The organism is Pantoea allii (assembly GCF_046529425.1).
GTDB classification, from domain to species: Bacteria; Pseudomonadota; Gammaproteobacteria; order Enterobacterales; family Enterobacteriaceae; genus Pantoea; species Pantoea allii.
The window spans coordinates 4,142,484-4,159,209 of sequence record NZ_CP125958.1; the positions used below are offsets into that span (position 1 = coordinate 4,142,484).

General features: G+C 52.7%; 17 protein-coding genes and 2 tRNA genes. 4 read left to right on the forward strand and 15 right to left on the reverse strand.

Going from position 1 to position 16,726, the window contains the following annotated elements; all coding sequences use genetic code 11:
* Window positions 1-9: 9 nt before the first annotated feature.
* The 9 genes from nusA to rlmE all read right to left on the reverse strand — a co-directional run bounded on the left by nusA (window position 10) and on the right by rlmE (window position 7,945).
* A complete protein-coding gene (gene nusA / locus QNH99_RS19440; protein WP_063878158.1) occupies window positions 10-1,497 on the reverse strand; it encodes a transcription termination factor NusA in 1,488 nt (495 codons plus the stop codon).
* A gap of 24 nt (window positions 1,498-1,521) precedes the next feature.
* Window positions 1,522-1,974 carry a ribosome maturation factor RimP gene (gene rimP / locus QNH99_RS19445; protein ID WP_006121761.1) on the reverse strand — a complete coding sequence of 151 codons (453 nt, stop codon included), beginning with the start codon at window positions 1,972-1,974 and terminating at the stop codon, window positions 1,522-1,524.
* Window positions 1,975-2,185: 211 nt separating this feature from the next.
* Window positions 2,186-2,262: transfer RNA gene (locus QNH99_RS19450), tRNA-Met, on the reverse strand.
* A 59-nt stretch (window positions 2,263-2,321) separates the two neighbouring features.
* Window positions 2,322-2,408, reverse strand: a tRNA-Leu gene (locus QNH99_RS19455).
* Between the two features lie 56 nt (window positions 2,409-2,464).
* The gene (gene secG / locus QNH99_RS19460) at window positions 2,465-2,800 is read right to left on the reverse strand and encodes a preprotein translocase subunit SecG (protein ID WP_063878157.1); all 336 of its coding nucleotides are present in this window, start codon (window positions 2,798-2,800) and stop codon (window positions 2,465-2,467) included.
* Window positions 2,801-3,018: 218 nt separating this feature from the next.
* The gene (gene glmM / locus QNH99_RS19465) at window positions 3,019-4,353 is read right to left on the reverse strand and encodes a phosphoglucosamine mutase (protein ID WP_063878156.1); all 1,335 of its coding nucleotides are present in this window, start codon (window positions 4,351-4,353) and stop codon (window positions 3,019-3,021) included.
* Between the two features lie 6 nt (window positions 4,354-4,359).
* Window positions 4,360-5,193, reverse strand: coding sequence for a dihydropteroate synthase (gene folP / locus QNH99_RS19470; protein WP_063878155.1), 834 nt, complete (start codon window positions 5,191-5,193; stop codon window positions 4,360-4,362).
* Between the two features lie 80 nt (window positions 5,194-5,273).
* Window positions 5,274-7,202 (reverse strand): ATP-dependent zinc metalloprotease FtsH, encoded by a 1,929-nt coding sequence (gene ftsH, locus QNH99_RS19475; RefSeq protein ID WP_063878154.1) that lies wholly within the window; start codon window positions 7,200-7,202, stop codon window positions 5,274-5,276.
* A 113-nt stretch (window positions 7,203-7,315) separates the two neighbouring features.
* The gene (rlmE, locus tag QNH99_RS19480) at window positions 7,316-7,945 is read right to left on the reverse strand and encodes a 23S rRNA (uridine(2552)-2'-O)-methyltransferase RlmE (RefSeq protein WP_063881086.1); all 630 of its coding nucleotides are present in this window, start codon (window positions 7,943-7,945) and stop codon (window positions 7,316-7,318) included.
* A gap of 126 nt (window positions 7,946-8,071) precedes the next feature.
* On the opposite strand from rlmE, the gene yhbY reads away from it, so the two are divergent.
* Window positions 8,072-8,365: a ribosome assembly RNA-binding protein YhbY gene (gene yhbY, locus QNH99_RS19485; RefSeq protein WP_063878153.1), complete on the forward strand. Its 294-nt coding sequence runs from the start codon at window positions 8,072-8,074 to the stop codon at window positions 8,363-8,365.
* A 106-nt stretch (window positions 8,366-8,471) separates the two neighbouring features.
* On the opposite strand, the gene greA is transcribed toward yhbY, so the two are convergent.
* Window positions 8,472-8,948, reverse strand: a complete 477-nt coding sequence (gene greA, locus QNH99_RS19490; RefSeq protein WP_063878152.1) for a transcription elongation factor GreA — start codon at window positions 8,946-8,948, stop codon at window positions 8,472-8,474.
* A 246-nt stretch (window positions 8,949-9,194) separates the two neighbouring features.
* On the opposite strand from greA, the gene dacB reads away from it, so the two are divergent.
* On the forward strand, window positions 9,195-10,628 hold the full coding sequence (gene dacB / locus QNH99_RS19495; protein ID WP_096011536.1) for a serine-type D-Ala-D-Ala carboxypeptidase: 1,434 nt from the start codon (window positions 9,195-9,197) through the stop codon (window positions 10,626-10,628).
* Window positions 10,629-11,232: 604 nt separating this feature from the next.
* On the opposite strand, the gene cgtA is transcribed toward dacB, so the two are convergent.
* The 3 genes from cgtA to rplU all read right to left on the reverse strand — a co-directional run bounded on the left by cgtA (window position 11,233) and on the right by rplU (window position 13,231).
* On the reverse strand, window positions 11,233-12,405 hold the full coding sequence (cgtA, locus tag QNH99_RS19500) for an Obg family GTPase CgtA (protein ID WP_063878151.1): 1,173 nt from the start codon (window positions 12,403-12,405) through the stop codon (window positions 11,233-11,235).
* A gap of 241 nt (window positions 12,406-12,646) precedes the next feature.
* Window positions 12,647-12,904 carry a 50S ribosomal protein L27 gene (gene rpmA, locus QNH99_RS19505; RefSeq protein ID WP_063878150.1) on the reverse strand — a complete coding sequence of 86 codons (258 nt, stop codon included), beginning with the start codon at window positions 12,902-12,904 and terminating at the stop codon, window positions 12,647-12,649.
* 15 nt (window positions 12,905-12,919) lie between these two features.
* The gene (rplU, locus tag QNH99_RS19510; protein ID WP_013024339.1) at window positions 12,920-13,231 is read right to left on the reverse strand and encodes a 50S ribosomal protein L21; all 312 of its coding nucleotides are present in this window, start codon (window positions 13,229-13,231) and stop codon (window positions 12,920-12,922) included.
* Between the two features lie 255 nt (window positions 13,232-13,486).
* Between rplU and ispB the strand changes: the two genes are divergently transcribed.
* Window positions 13,487-14,458, forward strand: a complete 972-nt coding sequence (gene ispB, locus QNH99_RS19515; protein ID WP_063878149.1) for an octaprenyl diphosphate synthase — start codon at window positions 13,487-13,489, stop codon at window positions 14,456-14,458.
* 225 nt (window positions 14,459-14,683) lie between these two features.
* Window positions 14,684-14,965, forward strand: coding sequence for a helix-turn-helix domain-containing protein (locus QNH99_RS19520; RefSeq protein ID WP_063878148.1), 282 nt, complete (start codon window positions 14,684-14,686; stop codon window positions 14,963-14,965).
* Window positions 14,966-15,044: 79 nt separating this feature from the next.
* Here QNH99_RS19520 and murA read toward each other — a convergent pair whose 3' ends face one another.
* Together murA and ibaG are read right to left on the reverse strand one after the other, a co-directional pair.
* Entirely contained in the window at window positions 15,045-16,304 is a 1,260-nt protein-coding gene (gene murA, locus QNH99_RS19525; RefSeq protein WP_109716699.1) for a UDP-N-acetylglucosamine 1-carboxyvinyltransferase, read from the reverse strand.
* 65 nt (window positions 16,305-16,369) lie between these two features.
* Complete coding sequence (gene ibaG, locus QNH99_RS19530) at window positions 16,370-16,627, reverse strand: BolA family iron metabolism protein IbaG (protein WP_063878146.1); 258 nt, start codon at window positions 16,625-16,627, stop codon at window positions 16,370-16,372.
* Window positions 16,628-16,726 lie beyond the last annotated feature (99 nt).

Consider the following 16,726-nt stretch of genomic DNA (forward strand, 5'->3'; position numbering starts at 1 on the left):
TTCCTGTTATTACGCGTCATCGCCGAACCAGCAGATATTGCGTGCGGCCATAATCAGCGCGCCAGCTTGCTCATCAGTCAGCCCTTCAATATCCGTCAGATCGTCAACACCTTGCTCTGCGAGATCTTCCAGCGTGCAAACGCCTTTGGATGCCAGGCGGAAAGCCAGTGCACGATCCAGACCCTCAAGATTCAAGAGGTCTTCAGCGGGTTCCTGATTACCAAGGCTCTCTTCTTTTGCCAGTGCCAGGGTGGTTAACGCATTTTTTGCTCGTTCACGTAGGGCTTCAATGGTCTCTTCGTCGAGGCCGTCAATTTCCAACAGCTCGTTGATAGGCACATAGGCCATTTCTTCCAACGTTGAGAAGCCCTCTTCCACCAGAATGGTGGCGAACTCTTCGTCGATGTCGAGATGCTTCGTGAACATATCGATTGCTGCATGGGCTTCAGCCTGATGCTTAGCCTGCAGATCATCGACGGTCATCACGTTCAGCTCCCAGCCACTCAGCTGTGAAGCCAGACGCACGTTTTGGCCATTACGGCCGATCGCCTGGGCCAGATTGCCAGCCTCAACAGCGATATCCATCGTGTGGTTATCTTCATCAACCACGATTGACGCCACATCAGCCGGGGCCATGGCGTTAATAACAAACTGTGCTGGGTTATCGTCCCACAGCACGATATCGATACGCTCGCCGCCCAGTTCACTGGACACAGCCTGAACACGCGCACCGCGCATGCCGACGCAGGCACCGACCGGATCGATACGTTTATCGTTGGTTTTTACTGCAATTTTTGCACGTGAACCCGGATCGCGGGCCGCGGCTTTAATTTCAAGCACTTCTTCGCCAATTTCTGGCACCTCAATGCGGAACAGTTCGATCAGCATTTCAGGTTTAGAACGCGTCACAAACAGCTGCGCGCCACGGGCTTCAGGACGTACTGCATACAGTACACCGCGAATACGGTCGCCTGGGCGAAAGTTTTCGCGTGGCAGCATGTCTTCACGCAGGATCACGGCTTCAGCATTGTTGCCCAGATCCAGCGAGATGTTGTCACGGTTCACTTTCTTCACCACACCGGTGATGATTTCGCCTTCCTGCTCGCGGAACTGATCCACCACCATTGCACGCTCGGCTTCACGTACTTTTTGTACGATAACCTGCTTCGCCGTCTGGGTCGTGATACGGTCAAACGTAACGGATTCAATCTGGTCTTCTACGTATTCGCCCAGATTGAGAGACTCGTCTTCGTAGCGAGCCGCATCCAGCGTGATCTCGCGCGTTGGCTGCGTAACCTGATCGACGATCTCCCAACGGCGGAAGGTATCGAAGTCGCCGCTTTTACGGTCGATGCTGACGCGTACGTCAATTTCCTGCTCGTACTTTTTCTTGGTCGCAGTCGCCAGCGCGCTCTCCAGCGCTTCGAAGATTTTCTCACGCGGCAGGGCTTTTTCGTTAGAAACGGCTTCTACAACAGCTAAGATCTCTTTGTTCATCCTGGTTGGCCTCAATCCGGACTTTTAAAAGTGGGGGACCAGGTTCGCTTTCTGAATATTACTCAGCGCGAACACCTCGTCGTTACCCTCAACGTTTACCGTTATCATCTCACCCTCAACAGACTTGATGATTCCCTGCCATTTACGGCGGTTTTGAACGGCCATACGCAGCACCAGGCTCACCTCATCGCCGGTAAAGCGTGCATAATGTTCTGCAGTGAACAGAGGACGATCGAGCCCCGGTGAGGACACTTCAAGGTGGTAAGGCACCGTGATGGGATCTTCCACATCCATCACCGCACTCACCTGGTGGCTGACGTCCGCGCAATCGTCAACATTGATGCCATCTTCACTATCAATATAGATGCGCAGGGTTGATGTGCGACCACGAACGAATTCAATTCCGACCAGTTCGTAGCCGAGCGCTTCTACCGGAGCAGATACCAACTCTGTCAATTTTTGCTCTAATGTGGACAAGCCCACCCCCAAGACATAAAAAAAGGGCCTATAGCCCAGTATTACGATTCGCTAATAACAAAAAACCCCGAATATTCGGGGCTTTTTATCACTGGACCCTGTATGCCGCATTGCGGCCCGGACGCCCATCCAAAAGAATTTTTTTCAAAATTCGCTGCTTATGCGCCCGTCGATGCACACAGTATATTTGAAAAAGAACTCTAAGGGAAAGTGGTTGCGGGGGCCGGATTTGAACCGACGACCTTCGGGTTATGAGCCCGACGAGCTACCAGGCTGCTCCACCCCGCGTCCGAAAACGTGGCGAATATTACGCCGAACATGCATAAAATGCAAGTAATACTAAGATTTGGTACCGAGGACGGGACTTGAACCCGTAAGCCCTTTCGAGCACTACCACCTCAAGGTAGCGTGTCTACCAATTTCACCACCTCGGTACTGCACTGACTGCGACGCTGTTCTGCCGCTTTAGTTTGACGCTATTTTACTGCTATTAGTGCGGGATATCATTGCCCGGCGTAGCCGGTTTAGCTGGCTGAGTCTGCTGTTGAGACTGAGCTGGCGCAGTGAGGTTTTCCCACTCGCTTCCTTTGGAGATCTTATTGCTGTTCAGATTACCCAGAATCAAGCTGATCACGAAAAACAGCGTAGCCAGAACTGCAGTCATGCGAGTCATAAAGTTACCCGACCCGTTTGAACCAAACAGCGTGCCAGACGCGCCTGCACCAAATGATGCTCCCATATCAGCGCCTTTGCCTTGCTGCAGCATAATAAGACCCACAAGGCCAATTGCTACAATAAGGAAAACAACTAACAGAGCTTCGTACATAATCAACCTGTTTCCTTGCGCGTAATCCGCACAGTTAAAGCTTCAACCAATATGACGGGGAGTGTGTTCATCACCCATCAGAAGCGGGTGTGAATACTAACCAATGGCGCATACCTCTGCAAGTGCAATTTAGCTGTCACAGGCTGATTGCAGAAAAAAGCGCCAGTGCGATGATTTTACAGGCAGGAACAGGCTGCTGCGCCTGCCTGTCACGCGCGTCAGACGGCTTTGACCGCATCGGCAATCTGGTTAGCCAGTGCCGTCACCTGGGCGGCATCCTCACCTTCGACCATCACGCGGATTAAGGGTTCGGTACCGGATTTACGCAGCAGCACGCGCCCTTTTCCAGCCAGCGCTTTTTCTACGTCCTGCGCTACCGCTTTTACGGCATCGCTTTCCAGGGGATCGTGCTCACCGGCAAAGCGCACATTGACCAGTACCTGAGGCAGCATCTTCATTCCGGTGCACAGGTCATGCAGGCTCATATGATTACGTACCATAGCAGTGAGCACTTGCAAACTTGCCACAATGCCGTCGCCGGTGGCGATTTTATCCAGCAGAATCACGTGGCCTGAGTTTTCAGCGCCCAGCCGCCAGCCTTTTTCCTGGAGTTTTTCGAGCACATAGCGGTCGCCCACTTTGGCACGCACAAAGGGAATGCCCAGCTGCTTCAGGGCCAGTTCCAGCCCCATGTTGCTCATCAGCGTTCCCACGACACCGCCGCGCAACTGCCCCTGGCGCAGACCTTCGCGGGCAATGATATACAGAATCTGATCGCCATCTACTTTCTCGCCGAGATGGTCAACCATCATAATGCGATCGCCGTCACCATCGTAAGCCAGACCAATGTCTGCTTTCTCAGCCAGTACACGCTGTTGCAGCATTTTCAGATCGGTTGCGCCACACGCTTTATTGATGTTCATGCCGTCAGGCTGCACACCGATCGCAATCACCGTTGCGCCAAGTTCACGCAGTACGTTAGGTGCGATGTGATAGGTTGCGCCGTTAGCGCAGTCCACCACAATTTTCAGGCCATTCAGACTGAGCTCGCTGGGGAAGGTGCCTTTACAAAATTCAATGTAACGTCCGGCGGCATCCACGATACGACTGGCGCGGCCCAGCAGGGCTGATTCAACACAGGTCAGCGGCTTTTCCATTTCCAGCTCAATCGCTTCTTCCACATCGTCAGGCAACTTGGTGCCTTCGGCAGAGAAGAACTTAATGCCGTTATCATCAAACGGATTATGGGACGCTGAAATCACGATACCGGCTTCGGCACGGAACGTTCGGGTCAGATAGGCAATGGCAGGCGTCGGCATCGGGCCGGTAAACGCAGCAGATAAGCCTGCCGCAGCCAGGCCAGCTTCCAGCGCAGATTCCAGCATATAGCCAGAAATACGCGTGTCTTTACCTATAATAATTTTTTTCGAACCGTGGCGTGCCAGAACTTTCCCTGCGGCCCAGCCAAGTTTCAGAACAAAATCAGGGGTGATAGGTGACTCACCCACTTTGCCGCGAATCCCATCTGTACCAAAATATTTACGATTACTCATGCTCTGTCATCCTTTAGCTCTTTGTGTCGCTTCGACCACGCGCATCGCTTCGACCGTTTCTTTCACATCGTGAACGCGAATAATGTGTGCCCCCTGCATGGCGGCAATAACTGCACAGGCCAGGCTGCCGGTCAGACGCTGACCTGGCCCCACGTTCAGCAGTTGACCAATCATCGACTTACGCGACATACCAACCAGCAATGGCCGACCAAAATGGTGGAAATCGCTGAGGCGGGCCAACAGCTCATAATTGTGGCTGAGATTCTTACCGAATCCGAAGCCCGGGTCGAGCAGCAGATTCTCTTTTTTTATTCCGGCCGCCTCGCAGCGGGCCAGTTGCTCGACGAAGAACGCATCCACGTCGTTGACGATATTCTGATAAGCCGGTGCCTGCTGCATGGTTCGTGGCTCGCCCTTCATGTGCATCAGGCACACAGGCAAGCCTGTCGCGGCAGCGGCGGCCAGCGCCCCCGGCTCGGATAAAGAGCGAACATCATTGATAATGTGAGCGCCCACTCTGGCGGCTTCCGTGATGACCTCAGCCTTAGACGTGTCGACCGAAATCCACACTTCAAAACGTTGAGCGATCGCTTCGACCACCGGGATCACCCGCTCAAGCTCCTCGTCAACACTGACCTCATCCGCGCCGGGACGCGTGGATTCGCCACCGACGTCAATAATGGTTGCGCCGGCATTGACCATTTCATTGGTATGCGTGAGCGCGTCGACCAGCGCGTTATGTTTACCACCATCGGAAAAAGAGTCCGGCGTGACATTCAGAATGCCCATCACATGTGGAAATGACAAATCGAGATGGGAATCACGGGCGAACAATTTCATGGTGAAAAACTCCTTGTGGCGCAATGTATAGATGTAAAAAACCCCGGACCAGCCGGGGTTTTATTAAAAGACGTGGCGTCTTATTTGTCTAACTGTTCTGACATGGTATTGCCTGGGTTTGGCGTACGCGGTTCATCGACCGGACGCGGTGCCTTTGGCGTGCCATTACTGTCAGAATTGCTGCTGCCGGGATCTTCCCAGCCCGCTGGCGGACGCACTTCCCGGCGTGCCATCAGGTCGTCGATCTGCGGTGCATCAATGGTTTCATACTTCATCAGCGCGTCTTTCATCGCATGAAGGATGTCCAGATTTTCACCCAGGATATGACGCGCACGCTGATAGTTAGTATCGATCAGATGTTTCACTTCCTGGTCGATAATACGGGCGGTTTCATCGGACATATGCTTGGCTTTCGCCACGGAGCGACCAAGGAAAACCTCACCCTCTTCTTCTGCGTACAGCAATGGACCCAGTTTTTCAGAGAAGCCCCACTGGGTCACCATGTTACGTGCCAGATTGGTCGCCACTTTGATGTCGTTCGATGCGCCCGTTGAGACATGCTCTACACCGTAGATAATCTCTTCAGCCAGACGACCGCCATACAGCGTTGAAATCTGGCTTTCCAGTTTCTGACGGCTGGCGCTAATTGCGTCGCCTTCAGGCAGGAAGAAGGTCACACCTAATGCACGACCACGCGGGATAATCGTCACTTTGTGCACCGGATCGTGTTCCGGCACCAGGCGACCAATAATGGCGTGACCGGCTTCGTGATAAGCCGTGGACTCTTTCTGCGCTTCCGTCATCACCATGGAACGACGCTCTGCACCCATCATGATCTTGTCTTTGGCTTTTTCAAACTCAACCATCGACACTACACGTTTATTGCTGCGCGCAGCGAACAGCGCCGCTTCGTTTACCAGGTTAGCCAGATCGGCACCTGAGAAGCCCGGCGTACCGCGAGCGATGATTGCCGCGTCGATATCAGTTGCTAACGGCACACGGCGCATGTGCACTTTCAAAATCTGCTCACGACCACGAACGTCTGGCAAGCCAACCACAACCTGACGGTCAAAGCGGCCCGGACGCAGCAGCGCAGGGTCGAGAACGTCTGGACGGTTGGTTGCGGCAATAACAATGATGCCTTCGTTACCTTCAAAACCATCCATCTCAACCAGCATCTGGTTCAGGGTCTGCTCACGTTCATCGTGACCGCCACCTAAACCGGCGCCACGCTGACGACCGACAGCATCGATTTCATCGATAAAGATAATGCAGGGTGCCGCTTTCTTCGCTTGTTCAAACATGTCGCGCACACGAGATGCACCCACACCGACGAACATTTCAACAAAGTCAGAGCCCGAAATGGTAAAGAAGGGCACTTTCGCTTCACCCGCAATGGCTTTCGCCAGCAAGGTTTTACCGGTACCCGGCGGGCCAACCATCAGCACGCCTTTAGGGATTTTACCACCCAGCTTCTGGAAACGGCTCGGCTCACGCAGGTATTCAACCAGCTCGCTGACTTCCTCTTTCGCTTCGTCACAGCCTGCAACGTCAGCAAAAGTGGTTTTAATCTGATCTTCCGTCAGCATGCGGGCTTTGCTTTTACCAAAGGACATTGCGCCTTTGCCACCGCCGCCCTGCATTTGACGCATGAAGAAAATCCATACACCAATCAGCAGTAACATTGGGAACCATGAGATGAAGATAGACGCCAGCAGACTGGGTTCTTCCGGTGGTTCACCAACCACTTTCACGTTCTTGGTCAACAGGTTATCGAGTAACTTGGGGTCATTGACAGGAATGTAAGTGGTGTATTTATTGCTGTCTTTTTTGATAACGTTAATTTCACGCCCGTTAATACGTGCCTCGCGGACCTGATCCTGGTTCACTTCCGACAGGAAGGTTGAATAATCAACCCTACGGCCATTCGACTCGCTGGGCCCAAAGCTCTGGAAGACCGACATCAGCACGACCGCGATGACTAGCCAGAGAATCAGGTTTTTCGCCATGTCACTCAAGGGATTAACCTCATATTACAACGGTGTTAACAGATAGCGTAGGGTACTATAGATCCTTCGCACATGGAATCGCAGCAGGAATGCCGGGTTATCCATTACGTTGGTTACAGTTTAAGCCCAGTCGCCACAATATAAACTTCACGTGAACGTGAACGTGAAGCGTCAGGCTTACGTATTTTCACTTTCGTAAACAGGGAGCGAATTTCCCGCAGGTATTCATCAAAGCCATCTCCCTGGAACACTTTCACTACAAAACTACCGCCGGGAGCCAAAATGTCACGACACATCTCCAACGCCAGCTCCACCAAATACATCGACCGGGGAATATCTACGGCAGGTGTACCACTCATATTCGGTGCCATATCAGACATGACGACCTGGACTTTTTGATCGCCCACACGTTCAAGTAACGCTTTGATCACCGATTCTTCACGAAAATCACCTTGAAGGAAATCGACACCAACAATAGGGTCCATCGGCAGAATATCACAAGCAATAACGCGGCCTTTGGTCCCTATTTGCTGTACCACATATTGTGACCAGCCACCGGGTGCAGCACCCAGATCTACCACGGTCATACCGGGTTTGAAAAGCTTGTCACCCTGCTGTATTTCATCAAGTTTAAACCAGGCGCGCGAACGCAACCCTTTTTTCTGTGCCTGGAGCACGTATTTATCGCTAAAGTGTTCCTGTAGCCAGCGGCTGGAGCTGGCTGAACGCTTTTTACCGGTCATAAAATTTCCAACTAAATCGTCATCGTAGCGATAAATCTGCACGCGATAGGCTGCGTCGATTTGGCGATATACCCGAGATGGCGGTAGAATGAACCGTTTTCAATCCCCGAGTAAGTAAATAATACGATGAATCTAAGTACCAAACAAAAACAGCACCTCAAAGGCCTCGCCCATCCGCTCAAGCCAGTTGTCATGCTCGGAGGCAATGGCCTGACCGAAGGTGTACTGGCTGAGATTGAACAAGCGCTGGAACATCACGAATTGATCAAGGTGAAAATTGCCGCTGAAGAACGTGAAACCAGGCAGTTGATCGTTGAAGCCATTGTACGTGAGACCCGTGCCAGCAACGTTCAGGTTATTGGCAAAATGCTGGTGCTGTATCGCCCCGCTAAAGAGAGCAAGATTTCTCTGCCACGTTAAGTGGGCAAAGAAAGTGCCATGCTCTTACATGGGATAAAAGGCCGCAGCGCGGCCTTTTTCCTTTCTTTACATTGTACGGCAACCCTTTTCAGACAGTTGCACCCTGTCAGATGTATTCCACCTTCAGGATTTCGTACTCAACATCACCGCCTGGCGTTTTGATAATCACAACGTCATCGGCTTCTTTACCCACCAGACCACGTGCCATCGGCGAGTTAACAGAAATCAGATTTTGTTTAAAGTCTGCCTCATCATCACCCACGATGCGATAAGTAAAGGCTTCATCGGTGTCCACATTCAGGATGCTGACCGTTGCGCCAAAAATCACGCGGCCGGTTTTCGGCATCTGAGTCACATCAATCACCTGTGCATTGGAGAGTTTGGCTTCAATCTCCTGAATGCGTCCCTCACAGAACCCCTGTTCTTCACGCGCAGCATGGTATTCGGCGTTCTCTTTCAAATCGCCGTGCTCGCGGGCCTCCGCGATGGAGGCAATAATGCGCGGGCGCTTCACCGTTTTCAGCTCATGCAGCTCTTCGCGCAGCCTTTCAGCGCCTCTTAACGTCATCGGAATCTGGTTCATTTTAGCTCCTCGTCATCATTCCTGTTTCACGGTGCATCCTGACCGGTGACTGCAGAAAAAAGCGTTCTGCGGCGCAAGACCTCGTTTTGCAAATAAAAGAATACTGACCCGGAAAGTGTTCCAGGCCAGAAAAGGTTTTGCAATTTGATACGTATTTTAACCCAGAGTTCCCTGCGGGTCATCGTTTACTTTCCACCGTCCTGGGACGTAGTATTGTCGCCTTCACCTGTCAGTTACCGCGAGATTATGCGATTTTCACGACTTGTTACCGGATTAACCTGTGCTTTTATGCTGCAGGCACAAGCAGCGCCAGTTGATGAATACATGCAGTATCTGCCAGATGGTGCCAATCTGGCTTTGCTGGTGCAAAAAGTGGGCGCATCAACGCCAATTATTGATTACCACGGGAAACAGATGGCACTTCCCGCCAGTACCATGAAAGTGATTACCGCCCTGGCGGCTTTACTGGAACTGGGCGGTGATTACCGTTTTCAAACGACCTTTGAAACCAAAGGCGCGCTGGTCGATGGCACGCTTAATGGTGATTTAGTTGCCCGGTTTGCTGGCGACCCGACGCTGGGCCGCCAGGATCTGCGTAATATGGTCGCGGCGTTAAAAAAACAAGGCATCACGCACATCAAAGGTAATCTGGTCATTGATACCTCGGTGTTTGCCAGCCATGACGCCGCACCGGGCTGGCCGTGGAACGACATGACCCAGTGCTTTAGTGCACCGCCTGCCGCAGCCATTGTGGATAAAAACTGCTTCTCGGTTTCGCTCTACAGTGCTGAGAAGGCAGGCGAAAATGCCTTTATCCGCATTGCGTCCTATTACCCAGCGCACATGCTGAGCCAGGTACGCACGATTGGGCGCAACAGTGGCGAAGGGCAATACTGCGAGCTGGACGTCGTGCCGGGAGAGTTGAACCGCTACACCTTAACCGGCTGTATGCGTCAGCGCAGCGATCCGCTTCCTTTGGCCTTTGCGGTTCAGGATGGCGCAGCCTGGGCAGGCGAGATCCTGAAAGCTGAATTGCGTTCTGCTGGTATTGATTACAGCGGCCATCTGTTGCGCCAGACGCAGGTGACCGAGCCGGGTACGGTGCTGGCTTCTACGCAGTCGGCCCCGCTGCATACGCTGCTGCACACCATGTTGAAGAAGTCCGATAATATGATTGCCGACACGGTTTTTCGTACTATCGGCCACCATTACTTCAACGTGCCCGGCACCTTCCGTGCGGGATCAGACGCGGTTCGTCGCGTCCTGCGTGAAAAGGCCAATATTGATTTAGGTAACAGCATCCAGGTGGATGGTTCGGGCCTGTCACGCCACGATCTGATCTCCCCCGCCACCATGATGCAGGTCCTGCAATATATTGCACAGAACGACAGCAAACTGGACTATATTTCGATGCTGCCGCTGGCCGGACACGATGGCACGCTGCAGTACCGTGGCGGCCTGCATGAAGCAGGACTGGATGGCAAAGTGTCGGCAAAAACCGGTTCGCTGCAAGGTGTTTACAACCTTGCAGGCTTTATCACCACCTCCAGCGGGGCGCGTGTGGCGTTCGTGCAGTTCCTGTCGGGATACGCGGTTCCGCCTGAAGATCAGCGCACGCGCCGTATTCCACTGGTGCGTTTTGAAAGCCGACTTTATCGCGATATTAATAAGAATTACTGATTCATACTGATAAAACGCAGCGGGTAATTCATCCGCTGCGTTTTTTATTGTCGATTGACACTGGGTGTTTACGCGTACATGCCTGGTGCATCCCGACGCGTTCGGGCTATTGGTAGCCCTGCTATCTCCAGGTGGCGCTGTGGTCGCATTATCCCTTCACTCTGTTTTATCTTCACGGAAGTAACACTCGTCCAGTCGCCAATCCGCGCCAGACGCGCGCCGAAAAATCATTAATCTTGTTTAAGTTAATAAGTGAGTAAAGACAGGCTTTTTTCGCTGCCGGACACGGCAACCCGTTGACCAACTGCATGGCGGAGCCTCGATGAGGTTAGCCGCAACCCGGGCTTCTGTGGCAGGTTATCTGGCAGCAGAGGAGCAGCCGCGTGGCGGGCGTGGGAAGTGAATACCAGCCATCAGCGCGCCGTTTCAGGCGGCCGGCTGCGCGTCATTTGCATGTGGGTAAACGCAGTCCGCCGTGGCAGATTGGGATTCATAACAAACAGGATAGATTAGGCTGTAGCGCAAGGTTTACGCGGGCGGTGCTGGCGGAGTGATGAAATAAATCTGCCCCCGTTCCGGCGGAAAGGGGGCAGTTATAAGAGGTTTAGCGCTGGTAGATGATTTCGACGCCTTCGTCGTCATCCTCATCCCAGTCATCATCCCACTCTTCGTCTTCTTCAACCGTTGCCGTTTCAATGGCTTCTTTGTGGTAATCATCCCACATGAACTCCACTTTCTCCGGCTGTTTTTCTTCAACGTCAGCTTCTTTCGGGTTGGCGTTGATAAAGCTCATCACATCCCAGCACAGGTCAGTGACGCCCTGACGGCTGGCGGCAGAGATAAGATAGTATTTATCTTCCCAGCCCAGCGCCTCGGCAATGGCTTTTGCGCGTGCCTGGGCTTCTTCGTCGTCGATCAGATCGACTTTGTTAAACACCAGCCAGCGCGGTTTGTTAAACAGCTTATCGCTGTATTTTTCCAGCTCACCCAGAATAATACGGGCGTTTTCAACCGGATCGCTCTCGTCGATGGGAGCAATATCGATCAGGTGCAGCAGGACGCGGCAGCGTTCGAGGTGCTTCAGGAAGCGAATGCCTAAACCTGCGCCTTCGGCCGCGCCTTCAATCAGGCCGGGGATATCTGCGATAACAAAGCTCTGCTCGCTATCCATACGCACGACGCCAAGGCTTGGCACCAGGGTGGTAAAGGGATAGTCCGCCACTTTTGGCTTGGCCGCAGAAACGGCACGAATAAAGGTCGATTTACCGGCATTAGGTAAACCCAACATGCCCACATCAGCCAGCAGCATCAGCTCCAGCTGCAGATCGCGTTTCTCACCGGGCGTGCCCATAGTTTTTTGACGCGGACTGCGGTTAACCGAGGATTTAAAACGGGTATTTCCCAGGCCATGCCAGCCACCTTTGGCTACCATCAACGTCTGCTGGTGACGCGTCATATCGCCCAGTGTTTCGCCAGTTCCCTGGTCGATAACGCGGGTGCCTACCGGTACTTTAACGGTGATATCTTTACCACGCTTACCGGTACAGTCACGACTCTGACCATTCTGCCCACGCTCAGCGCGGAAAGATTTTTCGAAACGATAATCGATCAGCGTGTTGAGGTTTTCGTCAGCAACCAAAAATACGTCGCCGCCATCACCACCATCACCACCGTCCGGGCCGCCCCTCGGGATATATTTTTCGCGGCGGAAACTGACACAACCATTACCGCCATCACCTGCGACGACCAAAATTGTCGCTTCATCAACAAACTTCATTTTCTTTCTCCGTCACACAATCGCCTGCAATACGCTGCAGACGGGTCCGCCAGGGTCTTCTGCGTGACCAGCGGCGGATAAATCAAAACTGGCTTACGCCAGCGTGTACATAAAGTGTACAGCAATCTTTCAGGCGATGTCGCCTGTCGGGCAATGGGTCGCAGAATGTAAAAAGCCCCGCAAGAGTTGCGGGGCCTTCAATTCGTGCGTTCAGACGTAAAACGTCTGCGTCACGACAACCTTACTCAGCAACGATGCTGATATATTTACGGTTGTTCGGACCTTTAACTTCGAATTTTACTTTGCCGTCTGTAGTAGCAAACAGAGTGTGGTCACGACCACAGCCTACATTGTTACCCGCGTGGAATTTGGTTCCGCGCTGACGAACGATGATGCTACCTGCCAGGACAGATTCGCCACCGAAACGTTTTACACCCAGACGTTTTGCATTGGAGTCACGACCATTTCGAGTCGAACCACCAGCCTTTTTATGTGCCATTTGTCAGATCTCCTCTTACGCCGTGATACCAGTGATTTTCACATCAGTGAACCACTGGCGATGGCCTGCTTGCTTACGGTAGTGCTTACGACGACGAAACTTAACAATCTTAATTTTCTCGCCACGACCATGAGCAACAACTTCTGCCTTGATCACACCGCCTGAAACCAGTGGCGCGCCGATTTTCACGTCTTCGCCATTTGCAATCATCAGAACCTGGTCAAACTCGATGGTTTCACCGGTTGCGATGTCCAGCTTTTCCAGGCGAACGGTCTGACCTTCGCTTACTCGGTGTTGTTTACCACCACTTTGGAAAACCGCGTACATATAAAACTCCGCTTCTGCGCTTGCCTTTCAGTTCATCAGGCGGCGCGCTAAATATTCACAATAGGGCGCGAATTCTACGCAAAACTCCAACAGAAGACAAGAGCACTTTGCACACTCTTGCAGAAAAAAAACACAGGCTCAATGCAAACGTTTCTCAACCTGAAAATTCAAGTACAATCAGTAACAGATTACTGAACGCTGGCTGGGTAAAACCGCTTACCATGGCAGAGAAACGAGTCATAGCTGAAAAGACGAATGAACTTAGAACAGATTAACGAATTAACCGCACAGGACATGGCTGCCGTTAACCAGACCATACTCGACCAGCTGAATTCAGATGTCTCGCTCATCAACCAGCTGGGCTATTACATCATCAGTGGTGGCGGTAAACGCATCCGTCCCATGATTGCCGTGCTGTCAGCGCGCGCCATGGGCTATCAGGGCGATCTACACGTCACCAATGCGGCGCTGATCGAATTTATCCACACCGCCACGCTTCTGCATGACGATGTCGTGGATGAATCCGATATGCGCCGTGGTAAGGCCACCGCGAACGCTGCATTTGGCAATGCAGCCAGCGTGCTGGTTGGTGATTTTATCTATACTCGCGCCTTTCAGATGATGACCAGCATGGGTTCGCTGCGCATCCTGGCGCTGATGTCTGAAGCGGTGAACGTCATCGCTGAAGGTGAAGTGCTCCAGCTGATGAACGTCAACGATCCTGACATCACGGAAGAGAGCTATATGCGGGTGATCTACAGTAAAACCGCGCGCTTATTTGAAGCGGCCTCTCAGGCATCGGCAATTTTAGCGGAGGCAACGCCGGCGCAGGAAAAGGCGCTGCAGGATTATGGGCGCTATCTGGGAACAGCTTTCCAGTTAATTGATGATTTACTGGATTACAGCGCGGACGGGGAAACCCTGGGGAAAAATACCGGCGACGATCTCAGCGAAGGTAAACCCACCCTGCCCCTGCTTCATGCGATGAACAATGGATCGCCTGAGCAGTCGAAAATGATCCGTGATGCTATTGAACAGGGTAATGGCCGCCATTTACTGGCACCGGTTCTGGAAGCCATGAATCAGTGTGGCTCACTGGAATGGACGCGTAAGCGTGCTGAACAGGAGGCCGATAAAGCCATTGAAGCCTTGCAGATTCTGCCAGAAACGCCGTGGCGCTCGGCCCTGGAGTCACTGGCGCACATGTCGGTACAACGCGATTTCTGATCCCTGACGGAGCCGCCCTGGCTCCGTTGTTCTCCCCCTTTCTCCGCCCTTGCATGAGTTACGCGCCTTTTGCGTCAGGCCGCTCAGTTCTGTCTGCTTGCCTAAATATTACTGGAATCTTATGGAAATTCTCTGATATAAAAACCCATAAATTTCCAGATAGTATTTAAATAAGTTATCACCACTCGCGTGTGACTTACTGACAAGGACAAGGAGAAAAAGGTTATGCAGAACAGGACCGAGGACTGGCATCCTGCCGATATTATTGCCGCGCTTCGTAAACGCGGTACCACACTTGCGGCGCTTTCACGTCAGTCAGGACTAAGCTCATCAACCCTGGCCAACGCGCTTTCGCGCCCCTGGCCTAAAGGCGAATGGCTGATTGCCGATGCGATCAATGTCCATCCGTCCGAGATATGGCCAAGCCGTTATTACGATCCTGAAACCCATTGTTTGCTGGATCGCAAAAAACGTGTGCGATCGACAGATAACGAAGCCAATAACTAACGTAACGCGATCTGAGGATGAAAAAAAACCAGCCGTGTTTCAAGGCTGGTTTTATCCGCGTGAAGCAGCGAACTTATTCTTATTCGCCGCTGATGCGCTCGATATTCGCGCCCATCGCTTTCAGCTTATCTTCAATGTGCTCATAGCCGCGGTCAATGTGGTAAATGCGATCGACCAGCGTAGTGCCTTCCGCAATACAACCTGCCAGCACCAGGCTGGCTGAGGCGCGAAGATCCGTAGCCATGACTTGTGCCCCTGATAAGGTTTCCACACCATGACAGATTGCGGTATTGCTCTCAATTTCTGCGTGCCCGCCCATACGAATCAGCTCAGGAATGTGCATAAAGCGGTTTTCGAAAATGGTTTCGGTGATAAGTCCCGTCCCTTCGGCCACCAGATTCAGCAACGTAAACTGTGCCTGCATATCGGTCGGGAAACCCGGATGGGGAGCCGTACGCACGTTGACCGCTTTAGGGCGTTTGCCGTGCATATCCAGGCTGATCCAGTCTTCACCGGTTTCAATGTCTGCACCGGCATCGCGCAGCTTAGCGAGTACCGCATCCAGCGTATCGGGCTGGGCGTTACGACACATAACCTTGCCACCGGAAATCGCTGCCGCGACCAGGAAGGTGCCGGTTTCAATACGGTCTGGCAGCACGCGATAAACGCCGCCACCCAGGCGCTCAACGCCCTCGATGGTAATTTTATCGGTACCTGCGCCACTGATTTTTGCACCCAGCGTGTTCAGGAAGTTAGCCGTATCCACAATTTCAGGTTCACGTGCCGCATTCTCAATCACGGTGGTGCCGGTCGCCAGCGTCGCTGCGCTCATGATGGTAACGGTCGCGCCCACGCTGACTTTATCCATCACGATCAGCGCGCCTTTCAGGCGGCCATTGACTGAGGCTTTGACATAACCTTCTTCCAGCTTAATCTCTGCACCTAACTGCTCCAGGCCCGTAATGTGCAGGTCAACCGGACGCGCGCCGATGGCGCAGCCGCCAGGCAGTGACACTTCGCCCTGACCAAAACGCGCCACCAGCGGACCCAGCGCCCAGATTGAAGCGCGCATGGTTCTTACCAGTTCATAAGGCGCGCAAAAAACGTCTACGCCGCTGGCATCGACGTGTACAGAACCGTTGCGCTCAACTTTGGCACCCAGCTGTGTCAACAGCTTCATGGTCGTGTCGATATCACGCAGCTTTGGCACATTCGTGATCTCGACCGGCTCTTCAGCCAGTAAAGCAGCAAACAGAATGGGCAGAGCGGCGTTCTTCGCGCCGGAAATGGTCACTTCACCACTTAAGCGGGTGGGGCCTTGTACACGAAATTTATCCATTAACACGGTTCTCAATTAACTGGCTAGTAAACGGTCACGCTCAGATCGAGCGGCCCCGGAGGGAATCAAAAACCGTTAAGTTTACGGTCACGTGCCCACTCAGCAGGCGTGTAAGTTTTGATGGAGACCGCGTGAATGCGGTTGTCCGCAATAAATTCCATCAGCGGCGCATACACAGCCTGCTGCTTCTTAACGCGGCTTAACTCACCAAACAACTCGCCCACGGCGATCACCTGAAAATGGCTGCCATCATTGCTGATGACATGAACTTCTTCTAAGGGCAGCGCTGCCATCAGCACGGCCTGAATCTCACTGTTTTCCATCGCTCTTAACTTCACTTAATAATAATAAGGCTGACATAGTAGAGGAAAGTGCCTGATTCTTAAATACGCAAAAGCCCCTGTACAGGACCGGGGCTTTTG